The organism is Geodermatophilus sp. SYSU D00708 (assembly GCF_054050115.1).
In genome coordinates this window covers 31,139-46,808 of the sequence record NZ_JBJGYS010000001.1, presented here as the reverse complement: position 1 = coordinate 46,808, position 15,670 = coordinate 31,139, and the positions used below count along the sequence as shown (strand labels likewise).

Here is a 15,670-nt window from a genome sequence, read left to right as displayed (position 1 = left end):
GTCAGCCTACGGAGCCGTCGGCGACGTCCCGGGCAGCGGGCGACCGAACCGGGACCGGCGGGTCGGCCGGCGCCCGCTCGGTCCGCGCGGCGCCCTCGGCGGCGCCCGGGTAGCGCAGCGCGAGCAGGCTCTCGATCCGGCGCCGGACGACGGGCGAGACCAGGCCGTCCTCGCCCTCGGCCGCCAGCAGCTCACCGGGGACGACGACGTAGCGGTCCGGCGCGGCGTCGGCTTGGGCCAGGAAGGCGCGCCGGACCGCCTCGGGGTCGGCGTCGGCGGGCGCGGCCGTGACGGGGGAGTCCACCACCACCGTGAGGTCGGGCAGCAGGCCGCGGGTCGCCCACAGGGACGTCCGGAAGATGCGGTCGGCGTCGAGGCCCTGCCCGGCGCCGTGGAAGGCGATCGAGGTGTCCACGTAGTGGGTGTTCACCACGACCTGGTTGCGCTCGAGCGCGGGCCGGATGACGGTCGCGACGTGCTGGGCGCGGTCCGCGGCCGCCAGCAGCGCCGCCGTGTACGCCCCGACCGGCTGCCCGTCGTCGTCCAGGGCGGGCTCGGGGGACGGGAAGCCGGTGCCCGAACCCGGCGGCGGCGGGAACAGCACGCCACGCACCTGCCGGCCCAGCTGGGTGTCGCTGGGTTCGGAGGTGACGACGACCGGGCAGCCGCAGTTGCGCAGCACCCGGGCGACGTCCTGCGTGTACCGCCGGGTGAGCTCGCGGTCAGCGCCCTCGACGACGACGAACAGGCCGACGCCCGACGACGACGCCGACAGGATGTCCGAGCTGCCCCAGATCAGGCGCAGCACGTCGCGGAAGCGGGTGCGGGAGCGCCCGGCCGCCACCTGCCGCCGGGCGTAGGCGCTCACCACCAGCGCGATCAGCCCGCCGACGAGCAGTGTCAGGCCGGGACCGGTGACGGTCAGCCGCAGGTCGCCGAACTGCAGGTCGTGGCCGCCCAGCAGGCCGGCCAGGCCGGGGCCGACGGCCACGGCCAGCAGCAGGACGATCCGCACCGAGGAGACGACGAAGGAGAAGACCCGCCCGCGCAGCCGGTCCTCCACCTCGAAGCCGATGAGCGTGTAGCCGATGATCCAGCTCACCCCGGCGAACAGGCCGACGAGGAAGGCCGCCCCGGTGGCGAGCACGAAGTCGCGCAGCACCGACATGGCCAGCAGCGCCATCCCCGCCAGGCCGATCGCGTTGGCGAACACGCTGCGGCGGGGGACCGTCGGCAGGACGCGCGGCCCCACCAGCATGCCGATCGCCAGGCCGGTGAAGACCACCCCGAAGACGACGCCGTACCCGGCGGTGCCGGCCTCCAGCGTGGCGACGTAGAGCTGGGCGACGCCGATGGTGAGCCCGCCGGCGCCGAACGCGCCGATGACGCCCACGTAGAGGGCCCGCATCAACGGCCGGCCGCGCAGGAACGACACGCCCTCCACCACGAGGGAGAAGACGTTGCGCTGCTGGCCTTCCCGGTCGGCCGGCGTCCCGGGGATGAGCCGCCGGGAGAGCAGCACGGTGAGCGCGCTGAGGCCGAAGCTGGCCGCGTTGATCACCAGGGCCACGACGATCGCCGTCCTGGCCTCGCCGCCCTCGCCGCCGCCGGGGAACACCCGGGTGATCGTCGACAGCAGCGCGAACAGCAGGGAGGCCACCGGGACCGCCCCGTAGACGGAGAACAGCGAGATCTGGTTGGCCACCGCCAGCCGCTCGCGGGGCACGATCGCCACCCACATCGCCTGCTTGGCCGGGTTGGTGAACAACCCGACGGCCTCGACGAGGAACTGGGCGACGTAGAGCCAGGTCAACTCGTAGGTGAAGGCGATGGACAGGTACAGCGACATCGCCAGCAGCTCGCCGACGACCACCGTGGTGCGGCGGTCCAGCCGGTCGGCCAACGCGCCGGCCAGCGGGCCCAGGACCAGGTCGGGCAGCAGCCGGGTGAGGATCACCCCGGAGATGGCCGCCCCCTGCACGGCCAGGGACTCCTCGCGGGTCAGCTGCTGGGCCATCGCCGTGGTGGCCAGCAGGCCCAGCCAGTCGCCGAGGCTGGAGACGGCGATCGCCGCCCACAGCCGCCGGAACACCGGGATGCGGACCAGCGCCAGGAAGGCGTTGTCGGGGCGTGCACCGTCCCCGCGGGACCGCTCCCCGGCCGAGGGAGGGCCCGCCGTCGCGCGCGCCTCGGTCACAGTCCCCGCCGTCCGCTCGTCGGTTCGTCCGAGGGCGAGGGTAGTGGCGCGAGGCCGCGGCTCAGGGCGGCTGCACCCCTGACGAGGGAGACGCCGTCGGTCGCCGGCGCTGCAGGACGAGCGGCACGGGGGCCGGGCTGGCCGGGTGCGGGGCGACCAGGCCCTGGTCGAGCCGGGCCTCGGTGAGCCGGCGCAGCTCCTCGTAGGCCGGCGCGCCGAGCAGGGCGGTCAGCTCCGCGGCGTAGGTGAGGACGAGAGGCTCGGCGGACACGTGCGCCGCGGGCGAGCCTGTGCACCACCAGTGCAGGTCGTGCCCACCCGGTCCCCACCCGCGGCGGTCGAACTCGCCGATGCTGGTGACCAGCACCTTCGTGCCGTCGGGCCGCTCGACCTCCTCCTGCTCGCGCCGGACGGGCAGCTGCCAGCAGACGTCGGGCTTGGTGAGCAGCGGGTGCAGGTCCTCGCGCAGTGCCATGCGGTGCAGCGCGCAGCCGGCGCCGCCGGGGAAGCCGGGACGGTTGAGGAACACGCACGCGCCGTCGACCAGCCGCGTGCGCAGGGCCCGCACGCCCTGCTCCTCGTCGTCGGCGTCGTCGGGCTCGGTCCACGCGCCGCGGCCGACCGGGGCCAGCTGCCAGTCCTCGTCGGTGAGGTCGGCGACCGCGGCGGTGACCCGCGCCAGGTCGTCCTCGTCGGTGAAGAAGGCGCCGTGGCTGCAGCAGCCGTCGTCCGGCCGGCCCTCGACCACCCCGGCGCAGCCGCGGCCGAACACGCAGGTCCAGGCCGACGACAGCCAGGTCAGGTCGGCGCGGACGACGTGCCGCGGGTCGGCCGGGTCGGGGAACTCCACCCACTCGCGGGCGAAGTCGAGGGGCACCTCGGGCGGGACGTCCTGCACCGGACCGAGGGTAGGCGGGCCGCGCCGTCCCGCCGTCCTCCCAGTGGCCCCGGCGGCTCACGACGACCCCCCGTGACCGGCCGGTTCCGCGGGCGACCGGCAGACTGACGGCATGCGGCTCGGGGTGCTGGACGTCGGATCGAACACCGTCCACCTGCTCGTGGTCGACGCCCACCGCGGCGCGCACCCCACCCCGATGCACGACGACCGGTCGGTGCTGCGGCTCGCCGAGCACGTCGGCCCGGACGACGTCCTCTCCAAGGAGGGCGAGAAGGCGCTGGTCAAGGCCGTGCGCCGGGCGTGCGACCAGGCCGAGAAGGAGGGCTGCGAGCAGCTGCTGGCCCTGGTGACCTCGGCGATCCGCGAGGCGGTCAACGGGCTGGAGGTCCTCGAGCGGGTGCGGGAGAGGACCGGCGTCGACCTCCAGGTGACCAGCGGCGAGGAGGAGGCGCGGCTGACCTTCCTCGCCGTCCGCCGGTGGTTCGGGTGGAGCGCCGGGCGGCTGCTGGTCCTCGACATCGGCGGCGGCTCGCTCGAGCTGGCCAGCGGCCTCGACGAGGACCCGGACGTCGCGCTCTCGCTGCCCCTGGGCGCGGGGCGGATGACCCGCCGCTACCTGCCCGAGGCCACGTCCGGCGGTCGTCCCGACCTCGCGGCGCTGGCCAAGCTGGACGGGTACGCCGCGGAGCTGCTCAAGCCCGCGGCGAAGAAGCTGCTCGCCGACGGGCCCCCCGACCTCGTCGCGGCCACGAGCAAGACCTTCCGCACGCTCGCCCGGCTCACCGGCGCCGCGCCGTACTCGGCCGGGCTGCGGGCGCCGCGGGAGCTGTCCCGCGATGGGCTCGAGCAGCTGATCGGGTTCGTGTCGCGGATCGAGTCCTCGGCCCTGGCCGAGCTGCAGGGCGTCTCCCCCGACCGCGCCCACCAGATGCCCGCCGGCGCCGTCGTGGCGCACGCGGCGCTGCGCGCGCTGGACGTACCGTCCGTCCGGATCTGCCCGTGGGCTCTGCGGGAGGGGGTCATCCTCCGGCGCCTGGACCAGTTGGGGGACGAACGATGACCGCCCCGAGGGACCGTCGCGACGTGCCCCGCAGGGACCCGGAGACGGCCGGCCGGCCGCTCGCCGACATCCTCCGGGAGGCCGGCCTCGACTCACCGCGCGGACGGCGGCGGCGCGGGGACGACGAGCCCGACACCGGCGTCCGGCAGCGGGGGACCGGTGGTGACCGCGGAACGGACACCGGTGTCCGCCGGCGGGCGGCCGACGCCCGTACCGGCGACACCGGGCGCGTCGGGCCGCGCACGCCCTCCGGGCGCCGGACGAGCGACCACACCGGTGACCCCGCGCCGCCGTCCCCGCAGCCCGACCGCCGGGCCGTGGGGGAGGCGGGCCCCTCCACAGCGGCCATCCCCGGCCTGCGGCCCTCCCGCAAGCCCGGTGTCCCGGGGACGACGACCACCCCTGCGGCCGGCCGCGGCTCGGTGGCCGCCCGCGGCGCGGGACCGGCGACTGGGCCGTCGACCGGCCCCATCCCCGTCGCCCGTGCCGACGACGACGCACCGCTGCTCGAGGACGAGGCGCTCGGCCCGAAGGAGGGTGCCCTGGCCTGGCTGCGCTTCGGCGGCGAGCTGGTCGTCGCCCTCGCCGTCGGCGTCGGCATCTACTTCCTGTTCACCGTGCTGTGGGAGCTGCTGCCCTACCTGGCCGTGGTGCTCGCGCCGCTGGCCGTCGCCGGGCTCGTCGCCGGGGTGGGCGCGTGGCGCCAGCGCCAGGACAAGGAGCACCTCGGGGTGCGGCTGGTCGGCATCCTGGTCTTCGCCGGGACCCTGCTCACCATCGCGCCGGCCGCCGGTCTGCTGTCCGGGACCTGAGCGCGGCCCCCGTGCAGGGTCCCGCCGGCCCCGTCCCGGGGCCCGCCCTGAGCCTGCGAAGGGTGGGGAGGACGGGGTCCTTGCTCAGTCCTCCTCGTCGTCCTCCGCGTCGGGGCCGGCGGCGAACTGCTCGACCATCGCCGCGGTGAAGGCGTCGAGGTCGTCGGGCTTGCGGCTGGTGACCAGGTTGCCGTCGACGACGACCTCCTCGTCGACCCACTTGGCGCCGGCGTTGCGCAGGTCGGTCTGCAGCGAGGGCCACGAGGTCATCCGCCGCCCGCGGACGACGTCGGCCTCGGCGAGCACCCAGGGGGCGTGGCAGATCGCGGCCACCGGCTTGCCCGCCTCGAAGAACGCCTTGACGAAGGCCACCGCGTCGGCGTCGGCGCGCACGAAGTCACCGTTGATGACGCCGCCGGGCAGCACCAGGGCGGCGTAGTCGTCGGGGTCGGCCGCGCTGACGGCGACGTCGACCTTCTTGGTGTCGGCCTTGTCGATGTGGTCGTAGGCGGTGATCTCCCCGTCCTCCAGGGACACCAGCTCCGGCTCGGCACCGGCCTCCTCGAGCGCCTGCCAGGGCCGGTCGAGCTCGACCTGCTCCACGCCGTCGGTCGCGAGGACGGCCACCTTCATCCCGTCGAGTTCTCCTGCCATGCGGCGGCGGCTACCCCGGCCCCGCGGGCGGCACACGCCGCGCGCACTACCGTTCGGCTCGTGCCCGCGCAGCCGCCTCCTCCGGTGTTCGCCCTGCTCGGTCGCCGCCTCGGCGCCCTGGTGGGAACCGCTTCGACGGTGGACGAGGCGGTGCGGGCGGTCGCCGAACTGACCGCCTCGGGGTCCCTCGTCGCCCTGGAGCACCTGCCCGGTCCCGGCACGGCCGACCCGGCGGCGGAGCTGCGCGCGCTGGCCGCCCGCGTGGCGGAGACCGCGCCGGCCGCGGCCTGCGAGCTCACCGTGCCGGTCGACCGGCTCGGGGCCGACGCCGGCGGGGTCGCCCGGGCCGCCGTCGCGGCGGGGCTGGGAGTGGCCCTGGCCGGCGCACCGGCCGCGGTCGACGCCCTGGCCGCGGAGCTGCCCTCGGCCACCGTCGTGGTCCCGGCGGGCAGCCCCGGGGCCGAGGAGCGCTGCCGGGACCTCGCCGACCGCCGCGTGCGGTTGCTCGACCAGCGCGGCGCGTCCGCCGACCTCGCCTTCGTGCGCTGCCTGAACGTGCTGATGGCCGGGTCCGGGCGGCCGGCCCTCGCCACCACCGACCCGCGGCTGGTCGCCATCGCCGGCGAGCGCGCCGCCTGGAACGAACGAGCACCCGACAGCTGGGAGTACGTCATGCCGTGGAGAGTCCGCACCGAGCAGCAGCGCCGGCTGGCGGCCGGCGGGTACGGGGTGCGGGTCGCCCTGTCGTCGGGTGAGGGGGCCACGGTCGCGGCCGTGCGCCGCCTGGCGGGCCGGTCGTGACCGGGCGGGAGGGCGCCGGCCGCTCGGGTCTGGCGATCATCGGCGGCGGGAAGATCGGCGAGGCGCTGCTGTCCGGGCTGGTCCGCCGCGGCGGAGCCGACGGGATCCTCGTCTGCGAGCGGCACCCGGAGCGGGCCGCGGAGCTCGCCGAGCGGTACGGGGTGCCCGCCGTGGGGCTGGCGGAGGCCGCCGCCCGCGCCCGCGTGCTGCTGCTCGCGGTCAAGCCGCAGGACATCGGCACCCTGCTGGGCCTGCTCGCCGACGTCGTCGACGCGGGGCACCTGGTCGTCTCGGTCGCCGCCGGCGTGCCGACCGCGACCATCGAGGCGGCGCTGAGCGACGGCGTCCCGGTCGTGCGGGTCATGCCGAACACCCCGGCGCTGGTGGACGAGGGGATGTCGGTGCTCTCGGCCGGCGCCCACGCCGACGAGGCGCACCTGGACGAGGCGGAGACGCTGCTGGCCGCCGTCGGTCGGGTCCGGCGGGTGCCGGAGAGTCAGCAGGACGCGGTGACGGCCCTGTCGGGCAGCGGTCCGGCCTACTTCTTCTACCTCGTCGAGGCGATGATCGACGCCGGGATCCTGCTGGGCCTGCAGCGGGAGCTGGCCGCCGACCTCATCGTCCAGACCGCTCTCGGGTCGGCGGTGATGCTGCGGGACTCCGGCGAGCACCCGGTCCAGTTGCGGGAGGCGGTGACCAGCCCGGGCGGGACGACGATCGCCGCGATCCGGGAGCTGGAGCGGCACGGTGTGCGGGCGGCGCTGATCGCGGCCATCGAGGCCGCCCACGCCCGCTCGGTCGAGCTCGGTCAGCGCGCGAGGGACCGGTGAGGCTACCTCGAACGGCGGACGACATGTCAACGATCCGTGACTGGACGACGACGTGTCGTCCGCGACGCGCCAGGACACACGTCGACGTAGCTACATAGGTGTAGTTCTGCCCAGGACGGACCGGTCCGCATGTTCGTTTCTTCCATCGCTTCTGTCACGCCAGTCCCCCTACGCTCTGTATCAGCACGTGCGTGTCCCGTAGTCGGTGGGGAAGCCGACGCCCGACGCGTGCTAGGTCCGGAGATGAAGTCATGACCATGCCCCAGCGCAACGCCACTGCTGCCGCCTACGTCCGCCCGGGCGTGCCCGGTCCGCGACCGGTCGGCCGTCCCGTCCCCGCTGCCGCCATGGCCCGCCCGATCGCGCCGGCCCACCCGGCCGCCATGCCGGTCGGCCGCCCCTCCGTGCCGGCCCCGCGCTCGGCCGTCACCTTCCTGACCGTCGCCGAGGTCGCCAGCATGATGCGGGTCTCCAAGATGACCGTGTACCGCCTCGTGCACGCCGGTGAGCTCTCCGCCGTCCGCGTCGGCCGCTCGTTCCGCGTCCCGGAGCGCGCCGTGCAGGACTACCTGCGTGAGGCCTACACCGACATCGCCTGAGAAGGGACCTCCCTGCCCCCCGCCGCCCGCACGCTCGCGGCGGGACCCTGCAGGGAGGCCGCCCGTCCTCCCCACCCTCAGCGTGGGACCCGGGACGGGACCACCGGTCGCAGGTCGACCGGGCTCCTCGCCACTCCCCTCTGGGAGTGGCACCGCACTCCGGCCCGCTCCCGCGGCAGCGTCGCCGCGGGAGCGCCGGGTACGCTCGGGCGCCGAGTGACGCCGGGCCCGGTCCGGGCGTCGCACACGAGCTGATCACCACTCGCGCGGCGCCCGACGTGACCCCACCGGTCACCGGCGGACGCCGCGCGGCGACGACGTCGGGAGCACCAACATGGGTTCGGTCATCAAGAAGCGCCGCAAGCGGATGGCGAAGAAGAAGCACCGCAAGCTGCTCAAGAAGACGCGCGTCCAGCGGCGCAACAAGAAGTGAGCTGACGCTCGTGCCGCCCGCCGTCGTCCTGGTCACCGGTGTGAGCCGGTGGTTGGGTGGTGCGCTGGCGGCCGAGCTCGCTCGTGACCGCTCCATCGAGCGGGTCATCGGGGTGGACACCGTCCCCCCGTCGCCGGAGGTCCTCCGGCGCCTCGGCCGCACCGAGTTCGTGCGGGCCGACATCCGCAACCCGTTGATCGGCAAGGTCATCGCGACGGCCTCGGTCGACACGGTCGTGCACATGAACATCAGCTCCACGCCCGCCGGCAGCGGCGGCCGCGGGCCGATGAAGGAGCTCAACGTCATCGGCACGATGCAGCTCCTCGCGGCCTGCCAGCGGGCCCCCTCGGTGCGCCGGTTCGTGCTGAAGTCCAGCAGCGCCGTCTACGGCGCCTCCTCGCGCGACCCGGCCGTCTTCACCGAGGCGATGCAGGCCCGGCGGGTCCCCTCCGGCGGGTTCGCCAAGGACAGCCTCGACATCGAGGGCTACGTCCGGTCCTTCGCGCGCCGCCGTCCCGACGTGGGTGTGGCGGCGCTGCGGTTCACCAACTTCATCGGCCCGCGGATCGACTCGCTGCTCACGCACTTCCTGCGCATGCCGCTGGTCCCCACGGCGCTGGGCTACGACGCCCGCGTGCAACTGCTACACGAGGACGACGCCCTCGCCGTGCTGACCCGGGCCACCACGGGCGAGTTCGCCGGCACGGTCAACGTCGGCGGGGAGGGCACCCTGTTGCTGTCGCAGGTCATCCGACGGCTGGGCCGGCTGCAGGTGCCGCTGCCCACGCCGACCCTCGGGTCGGTGGGCCGGCTCAGCCGGCGCTTCGGCTTCGTCGACTACTCGCCCGAGCAGATGCGCTTCCTCAACTTCGGCCGGGTGGTCGACACGACCGTGCTGCGCGAGGAGTTCGGGTACACCCCGCGCCACACCACCGAGCAGGCCCTGGCCGACTACGCCGCGACGGTGCACCCCGTCGTCTCTCCCGACCTGGTGCGGGGCGTGACCGACACCGCGCGCGCCCTGGTGCAGCGGGTGGGCGCGACCGCCGGTGTGGTGGGGCAGCGGTTGCGGCCGGCGCCGGCGGCTCCCGACCTGCGGGCGGTGCACGATGCCTGAGGCCCGCGTGATCCCGCTGCGGCCCGACGACGAGCCGCGGGTCCACCGGGCGTCGCCCCCCTCGTGGGAGGAGCAGGTCGCCGGCGGGCTGGAGTTCCTGCGCCGGCGGCTGACCGGCGACTACGGCACCGACGAGTTCGGCTTCGACCCCGACCTCACCGACCACGTGCTGCTGCCGTTGCTGCGGCCGCTGTTCAACCGCTGGTTCCGGGTGGAGACCCACGGGGCGGAGAACGTCCCGTCCACCGGCGGCGCGCTGGTCGTGGCGAACCACTCCGGCACGCTGCCGGTCGACGCGTTGATGACCACGGTGGCGCTGCACGACGACCACCCCGCCCAGCGGCGGCTGCGCCTGCTCGGCGCCGACCTGGTGTTCGACCTGCCGGTGGTCGGGTCGCTGTCGCGGAAGATGGGCTCCACGCTCGCCTGCAACGAGGACGCCGAGCGGCTGCTGACCGAGGGGGAGCTGGTCGGGGTGTTCCCCGAGGGCTTCAAGGGCATCGGCAAGCCGTTCCGCGAGCGGTACACCCTGCAGCGGTTCGGCCGGGGCGGTTTCGTCACGGCGGCACTGCGCACCGGGGTGCCGATCGTGCCGTGCGCGATCGTCGGGGCCGAGGAGATCTACCCGATGATCGGCAACGTGAAGACCCTCGCGCGGTTGTTCGGGCTGCCGTACTTCCCGATCACGCCGACCTTCCCGGCGCTGGGCCCGCTCGGGCTGCTGCCGCTGCCGTCCAAGTGGCACATCGCCTTCGGCGAGCCGATCGAGACGGCGTCCTACGGCCCGGGCGCGGCCGAGGACCCGATGCTGGTGTTCAACCTCACCGACCAGGTGCGCGAGACCATCCAGCAGTCGCTCTACCAGCTCCTGCTGCAGCGCAAGTCCGTCTTCGGCTGAGCTCCGGCAGGCGAGCGTCCGCCTGGATGCGGATGAGCGAGGTGTGTGCACTCATCGTCGTCGAACGACGCCGGAGACCGCGGTGAGTGCACACACCGCGGGGCGTCCCGCTCACCAGGGGAGCTTGTTGCGGCGGCGGAGGGCCAGCGCGCCGCCGACCAGGCCGCCGGAGACGGCGGCGGCGGCCACCGTGGGGACGCCGATCTTGGCCGCCTTGCGCCCGGTGCGGAAGTCGCGGACGTCCCACCCGCGGGAGCGGGCCACCGCCCGCAGTTCGGTGTCGGGGTTCACCGCCACCGCGGTGCCGGTGAGGGTGAGCATCGGCAGGTCGTTGGAGCTGTCGCTGTAGGCGGTGCACCGGTCGAGGTCCAGGCCCTCCCGCTCGGCCAGCGCGCGCACCGCCTCGGCCTTGGCCTCGCCGTGCATGAGCTCCCCGACCAGGCGGCCGGTGTAGTGGCCGTCGACGACCTCGGCGACGGTGCCCAGCGCGCCGGTGAGCCCCAGCCGGTGGGCGATGATGCCGGCCAGCTCCACCGGCGTGGCCGTGACCAGCCAGACCCGCTGGCCGGCGTCCAGGTGCTTCTGGGCGAGCACCCGCGTGCCAGCCCAGATGCGGTCGGCCATGAGCTCGTCGTAGATCTCCTCGCCGGCCTGCACGATGTCGGCCACCGGCCGGCCGGCGACGAAGGCCAGCGCGTTCTCGCGGATCGTGTGCATGTCGTCGGCGCTCTCGTTGCCGGCGATCCGGAACTTCGCCTGCTGCCACACGAACCGCGCCAGGTCGCGGCTGCTGAAGTACTTGCGGGCGGCCAGGCCTCGGGCGAACCAGAACAGCGAGGCGCCCATCATCATCGTGTTGTCGACGTCGAAGAACGCCGCGGCGGTGAGGTCGGGGACGACGGCCGGCGCCGGCTCGACCTCGGCCGCGGCGGCCGACGCGACGCCGGCGACGTGTGCTCGCGTGCCCTCGTCGGGCAGCTCCGCCGCCTCCCGTGCACGGCGGCTGCGGAAGGGCAGTCCCGGCACCGTCGACCTCCCCCTGTCCGGCCCCACGAGTGCTGCGGCTGGGGCGGTTGGCCTGTCCCTGGACCCTAGTGGCCGCCCGGAGTGAGGACCGACGCGCCTCAGCAGACCAGCGGCCGGATGCAGATCGGCAGCGGCGTGTCGATCAGGGGCGGCCGGGAGGGCGACGAGGACGGCGGCGACGTCTGGGGCGACCCGACGACCGGTGGCAGCGGGACCGGCAGCGACGGCGTCGAGGGCCGAGTCCGGGCCGGGGCCTGCGGCGAGGGTGACGGCGCCCGGTCGGCGCCCCTCTCCGGGGTCCCGGTGCTCCGGCCCTCGGGCGGGGTGACCGGTGCGGGGGGCGCACTCGGCGCGGGGGGCGCCGACGGTGTCGTCGCGGCGTCGCGGTCGGAGGACTCGTCGGCCGGGGCCCCGGCCGACGGCTGCGAGGGGTCCGCGGCGGGGACGGACGGGGCCGGCGCGGGGACCTCGGCCGGGCACGGGACCGGCACCGGCCCCAGGGTGTCGCTGCCACCGGTGGCCGGCCCGCCCGGGCAGGCGAGCGCCGCCTGCAGGTCAGCGGCCCGCGCGCCGACCGCGGCGAGCAGGTCCGACGACTCGTCCAGGTCGGTCGTCGCACCGGCGGGCATCCCGGCCTCCACCGCGGCCAGGCCGGCGTCCTGCCGCGCGGTCCAGGCCGCGAGCTCGTCGAGCGGCGCGGCGTCCCGGCCGTCCACGGCCCGGGTGGTGAGCAGGGCGGCGCCCTCGGCGGTCTGCGCGTCCATCGTGTCGAGCAGGCCGACGACGACGTCCGCCGCGCCGGTGCCGGACAGCTCGTCGAGTTCCTCGAGCCGGGTGGCGGCGAACTGCAGCAGTGTGAGACCGCGGTCGTCGCCGGCCAGCGCCAGCTGGGTCTGCTCGGTGCCGCGCTTGAGCCCGTACAGCGCGTCGCCGGGGCGGGCGTCGCTCGCCACCGCCACCAGGGTGCCCAGCGTCGTGACGGTGAGCGCCGCACCGGCCAGCCCCGCGGTCACCCGCGTGCGCCACGGCCGCGCCACGGCGTCCTCGGCCCGGCCGGCGACCAGCCGGCGCAGGCGCGAGCGAGGGGCCGGCTCGGGGGTGCGGACGGCGGCCATGGCCACCAGCCGGTTCCGGGTCGCGGTCCGGAAGGCGGGGTCGGGCTCGTCGTCGAGGGCGGTGGCGAGGGCCGCCAGCCGCGCGAGGACGGTGTCCTCCTGCTCCCGGACGGCGGCACGGCGCGACCCTGTGGGCGCGGGTCCGTCGTGCGGGCTCACCGAGGGCCTCCGGAGGGTCGGGCGGGTCTGTGGGGGCGCCGTCCCGTGCAGCGCACCCACTCGGGCAACGACGCGGTGCGTTCGGCCGTTACGGCCTGCCGCGGGAGGACTCCTGTGGCGTTCACCGCAGCCCCTCCGGCAACAGCGCGGCCAGCCGCCGGACGGCGCGGTGCTGGAGGGCCTTGATGGCGCCCTCCTTCTTCCCCATGACCGCCGCGGTCTCCGACACCGACAGCCCCTGCAGGAAGCGCAGCGCGATGCACTCCTGCTGCTCCCCGCCCAGCCGGCGGATGCAGGCCAGCAGTTCCTCGTTGGTCAGCTGCTGCACGACCGCGTCCTCCGGACCGTCGGTGCTGCGATCGGCGTCGCGCATGTCGGCCGTCGTGACCTCGAGCCGGAACCGGCTGCTCTTCACGTGGTCGAGGACGATGTTGCGGGCGATCGTCACCAGCCAGGCGCCGACGTCGCGGCCCTGGAAGGACAGCGAGTCGATCCGCCGCAGGGCGCGCACGAAGGTCTCGCTGGTGAAGTCCTCGGCCAGCGCCCGGTTGCCCACCCGGTGGAGGACGTAGCGGTAGACCACCGTCACGTAGTGGTCGTAGAGGCGGCCGAACGCCTCGGCGTCGCCGTCCTGGGCCTGCCGCACCAGCGCCCAGACGTCGACCGTGGGCGGCGGGACGCTCGCGCCGATCGCCGCGAGCTCCTCGGCGACGCCGGCCTCGTCCTCGACGGCGTCCGGCGGAGGGACGGCGGCCGGACGCGGTTGCGGGGTGGGGCGGGGACGCGGGGCCGGGCCGGGCCGCTCCGACCGCCCGTCGGGGACCGGTGCGGGGCGCGCGTCCACCTGGCGCGACCGGGTCATGCGGGCGTCGGACCTCCTCGTCGGCCCGCCGGAGCCGCGTCGGCTCGCTCCGGACGCGCGACGGGTCAGCCGGCCGCGCGGTGCTGCGGGACTGAGCCCATGGTGACAACATCGTCGCAGCCCGTCCACGCCACCCGGGCACAGAGCGTCGGGATGCCCCTCCTGTGCGTGGAGTGACAGAGGCTCCGACAGGAGGTGTCCGTGACCGACGGAACCGACCCGGGGATGTCGCTGGCCGCGCTCGTGCGGGCCGCCGCGCGCGCCCGGCCGGATGCGCCGGCGGTGGTCGCGGGGAACGAGCGGCTGACCTGGGCCGAGCTCGACGCGCAGGCCGACCGCGCGGCCGCGGGCTACGCCGCCCGGGGCCTGCAGCCGGGGGAGCGGGTCGCCGTCCAGCTGCCCAACGGCACCGACTGGCTGCGCGCGAGCCTCGGCGCGCTGCGGGCGGGGCTGGTCGTCGTCCCGGTGAACACCGGCTACACCGACCCGGAGCTGGAGTACCTGCTGCAGGACTCCGGCGCGGCGCTGCTCGTGGCCGCGGGCGGTCGCGACCCGGTCGCCGGTGTGCCCGTCCTCGCCGGTCCGCCGGCCGACGACGCCGACCCGCCCGAGGTCGCAGAGGACCCGGCCGCGCTGTCGTTCCTGGCCTACACCAGTGGCACCACCGGCCGCCCCCGCGGGGCGATGCTCTCCGCCGGGGCCCTGCACGCCAACCAGGTGCAGTGCCTGGCGATGGACCCCGCGCCCGTCCGGCCCGACGACCGCGTGCTCGGGGTGCTCCCGCTGTTCCACGTCTACGGGCTCAACGCCGGCTTCGGTCTCGTCGCGGCGACCGGCGCGTGCGCCGTGCTCCTGCCGGCCTTCGACCCGGCGGCCTCCCTGGAGGTGATGGCCCGCGAGGAGGTCACCGCCGTCCCGGCCGCGCCGCCGGTGTACCAGGCGTGGCTGGCGGCGGCCGACGCCGCCGGCTCCGACGCCGGCCTGCGCCGGGCCTTCGCCGCCGTCCGGGTGGCCACCTCCGGGGCCGCGCCCCTGCCGGAGCAGGTGTGGACGGCGATGCGCGAGCGGGCCGCGGTGACCGTCTGGGAGGGCTACGGCCTGACCGAGGCGTGCCCGGTGGTGGCCAGCACCCTGGCGACCGGGCGGGCGAAGCCGGCCTGCATCGGCGGGCCGATCCCCGGGGTGGAGCTGCAGCTGCGCGACACCGCCCTGCACGAGCCGGAGGAGGAGGCCGGGGACGGCCCGGGCGAGATCTGGGTCCGCGGGCCGAACCTCTTCGCCGGGTACTGGCCCGACGGCGCCGACGGCCCGGACGCCGAGGGCTGGCTGGCCACCGGCGACCTGGCCTACGCCGACGAGGACGGCGACCTGCACCTGGTCGACCGGCGCAGCGACCTGGTGCTGGTCAGCGGCTTCAACGTCTACCCCGCGGAGGTGGAACGGGTGCTCGACACGCACCCCGCGGTCGCGGAGAGCGCCGTGATCGGCGTCCCCGACCCGCGCACCGGGAACGCGGTGCGGGCGGTCGTGGCGCTGCGGCCGGGACGCGAGGTCACCTTCGAGGAGCTCCGCGCCCACGCCGCGGCGTCGCTGGCGCGGTACAAGGTGCCGACGTCGGTGCACGTGCTCGCGGCCCTGCCGCACTCGCTCACCGGGAAGGTGAGCCGGGCGCGGCTGCGCGAGCTGGGCCTGATGCAGCCGGACGAGGACGCCGGCGCCGAGCCGGCCGGGACGGGAGGGGCGACGTGACCGAGGCGCGACTGCAGCTGCTCACCCGGGAGGGCTGCCACCTCTGCGAGGACGCGGCGACCACCCTCGCCCAGATCGCCGCCGAGGCCGGCCTGCCGACGGGGTCGGTCGACGTGGACTCCGACCCGGAGTTGCAGGCCGAGTACGGCGACCGAGTGCCGGTGGTGCTGCTCGACGGCCGCGAGCACTCGTACTTCGCGGTCGACGTCCCGAGGTTGCGCCGGGACCTCGGCCTGACCTGACGACAGCCGCGGGTCACCCGGCTGGGGCGATCCGGGCGGCGCGGGGTATGGTCTCCACCACAGCAGGGCGCTTCTGCGCTGGCGTGTGGCCGATCAGGCCCCCAGCGACTTTGTTCCTGCGTTCACAAGCGGTTACCGTGGCTGTCGCCGGGCGGCAATCCGCCCGGGTCCCCGATGTCGTACGACCGCATCCGGCACCCGCCGGAGGTGCGGGCGCG

General features: G+C 75.6%; 16 protein-coding genes. 10 read left to right on the top strand and 6 right to left on the bottom strand.

The annotated features are described in order from the left end of the window. Window position 1 precedes the first annotated feature (1 nt). Together ACI79D_RS00245 and ACI79D_RS00240 are read right to left on the bottom strand one after the other, a co-directional pair. A complete protein-coding gene (locus ACI79D_RS00245) occupies window positions 2–2,197 on the bottom strand; it encodes a bifunctional MFS transporter/dTMP kinase (protein ID WP_456916278.1) in 2,196 nt (731 codons plus the stop codon). Window positions 2,198–2,258: 61 nt separating this feature from the next. After that, entirely contained in the window at window positions 2,259–3,095 is an 837-nt protein-coding gene (locus tag ACI79D_RS00240) for a hypothetical protein (protein WP_456916276.1), read from the bottom strand. Window positions 3,096–3,207: 112 nt separating this feature from the next. Here ACI79D_RS00240 and ACI79D_RS00235 point away from each other — a divergent pair, with 112 nt between their 5' ends. Together ACI79D_RS00235 and ACI79D_RS00230 are read left to right on the top strand one after the other, a co-directional pair. Beyond that, window positions 3,208–4,155, top strand: coding sequence for a Ppx/GppA phosphatase family protein (locus ACI79D_RS00235; RefSeq protein WP_456916275.1), 948 nt, complete (start codon window positions 3,208–3,210; stop codon window positions 4,153–4,155). A gap of 23 nt (window positions 4,156–4,178) precedes the next feature. Beyond that, entirely contained in the window at window positions 4,179–4,967 is a 789-nt protein-coding gene (locus tag ACI79D_RS00230; RefSeq protein ID WP_456916274.1) for a hypothetical protein, read from the top strand. An 84-nt stretch (window positions 4,968–5,051) separates the two neighbouring features. Here ACI79D_RS00230 and ACI79D_RS00225 read toward each other — a convergent pair whose 3' ends face one another. Further along, window positions 5,052–5,621 carry a type 1 glutamine amidotransferase domain-containing protein gene (locus ACI79D_RS00225; protein ID WP_456916273.1) on the bottom strand — a complete coding sequence of 190 codons (570 nt, stop codon included), beginning with the start codon at window positions 5,619–5,621 and terminating at the stop codon, window positions 5,052–5,054. Window positions 5,622–5,681: 60 nt separating this feature from the next. Between ACI79D_RS00225 and ACI79D_RS00220 the strand changes: the two genes are divergently transcribed. The 6 genes from ACI79D_RS00220 to ACI79D_RS00195 all read left to right on the top strand — a co-directional run bounded on the left by ACI79D_RS00220 (window position 5,682) and on the right by ACI79D_RS00195 (window position 10,299). Then, window positions 5,682–6,422: a hypothetical protein gene (locus ACI79D_RS00220; protein ID WP_456916272.1), complete on the top strand. Its 741-nt coding sequence runs from the start codon at window positions 5,682–5,684 to the stop codon at window positions 6,420–6,422. Then, complete coding sequence (gene proC / locus ACI79D_RS00215) at window positions 6,419–7,252, top strand: pyrroline-5-carboxylate reductase (RefSeq protein WP_456916271.1); 834 nt, start codon at window positions 6,419–6,421, stop codon at window positions 7,250–7,252. Before ACI79D_RS00220 ends, proC begins: the two co-directional genes overlap by 4 nt. A gap of 251 nt (window positions 7,253–7,503) precedes the next feature. Beyond that, window positions 7,504–7,851, top strand: a complete 348-nt coding sequence (locus ACI79D_RS00210) for a helix-turn-helix domain-containing protein (RefSeq protein ID WP_456916270.1) — start codon at window positions 7,504–7,506, stop codon at window positions 7,849–7,851. Window positions 7,852–8,185: 334 nt separating this feature from the next. Continuing rightward, window positions 8,186–8,284, top strand: a complete 99-nt coding sequence (locus ACI79D_RS00205; protein WP_012854759.1) for a 30S ribosomal protein bS22 — start codon at window positions 8,186–8,188, stop codon at window positions 8,282–8,284. Between the two features lie 10 nt (window positions 8,285–8,294). Continuing rightward, the gene (locus ACI79D_RS00200) at window positions 8,295–9,401 is read left to right on the top strand and encodes an NAD-dependent epimerase/dehydratase family protein (RefSeq protein WP_456916269.1); all 1,107 of its coding nucleotides are present in this window, start codon (window positions 8,295–8,297) and stop codon (window positions 9,399–9,401) included. Further along, window positions 9,394–10,299 carry a lysophospholipid acyltransferase family protein gene (locus ACI79D_RS00195; RefSeq protein WP_456916268.1) on the top strand — a complete coding sequence of 302 codons (906 nt, stop codon included), beginning with the start codon at window positions 9,394–9,396 and terminating at the stop codon, window positions 10,297–10,299. The genes ACI79D_RS00200 and ACI79D_RS00195 overlap by 8 nt, the downstream gene beginning before the upstream one ends. A 111-nt stretch (window positions 10,300–10,410) precedes the next feature. On the opposite strand, the gene ACI79D_RS00190 is transcribed toward ACI79D_RS00195, so the two are convergent. The 3 genes from ACI79D_RS00190 to ACI79D_RS00180 all read right to left on the bottom strand — a co-directional run bounded on the left by ACI79D_RS00190 (window position 10,411) and on the right by ACI79D_RS00180 (window position 13,461). Then, window positions 10,411–11,325 carry an HAD family hydrolase gene (locus ACI79D_RS00190; RefSeq protein WP_456916267.1) on the bottom strand — a complete coding sequence of 305 codons (915 nt, stop codon included), beginning with the start codon at window positions 11,323–11,325 and terminating at the stop codon, window positions 10,411–10,413. A 98-nt stretch (window positions 11,326–11,423) separates the two neighbouring features. After that, complete coding sequence (locus ACI79D_RS00185; protein ID WP_456916266.1) at window positions 11,424–12,599, bottom strand: DUF5667 domain-containing protein; 1,176 nt, start codon at window positions 12,597–12,599, stop codon at window positions 11,424–11,426. Window positions 12,600–12,720: 121 nt separating this feature from the next. Continuing rightward, a complete protein-coding gene (locus tag ACI79D_RS00180) occupies window positions 12,721–13,461 on the bottom strand; it encodes a sigma-70 family RNA polymerase sigma factor (protein ID WP_456916265.1) in 741 nt (246 codons plus the stop codon). A 201-nt stretch (window positions 13,462–13,662) separates the two neighbouring features. On the opposite strand from ACI79D_RS00180, the gene ACI79D_RS00175 reads away from it, so the two are divergent. After that, on the top strand, window positions 13,663–15,210 hold the full coding sequence (locus ACI79D_RS00175) for an AMP-binding protein (RefSeq protein ID WP_456916264.1): 1,548 nt from the start codon (window positions 13,663–13,665) through the stop codon (window positions 15,208–15,210). Beyond that, entirely contained in the window at window positions 15,207–15,452 is a 246-nt protein-coding gene (locus tag ACI79D_RS00170) for a glutaredoxin family protein (protein WP_456916263.1), read from the top strand. Before ACI79D_RS00175 ends, ACI79D_RS00170 begins: the two co-directional genes overlap by 4 nt. The last annotated feature ends 218 nt before the right edge of the window (window positions 15,453–15,670 follow it).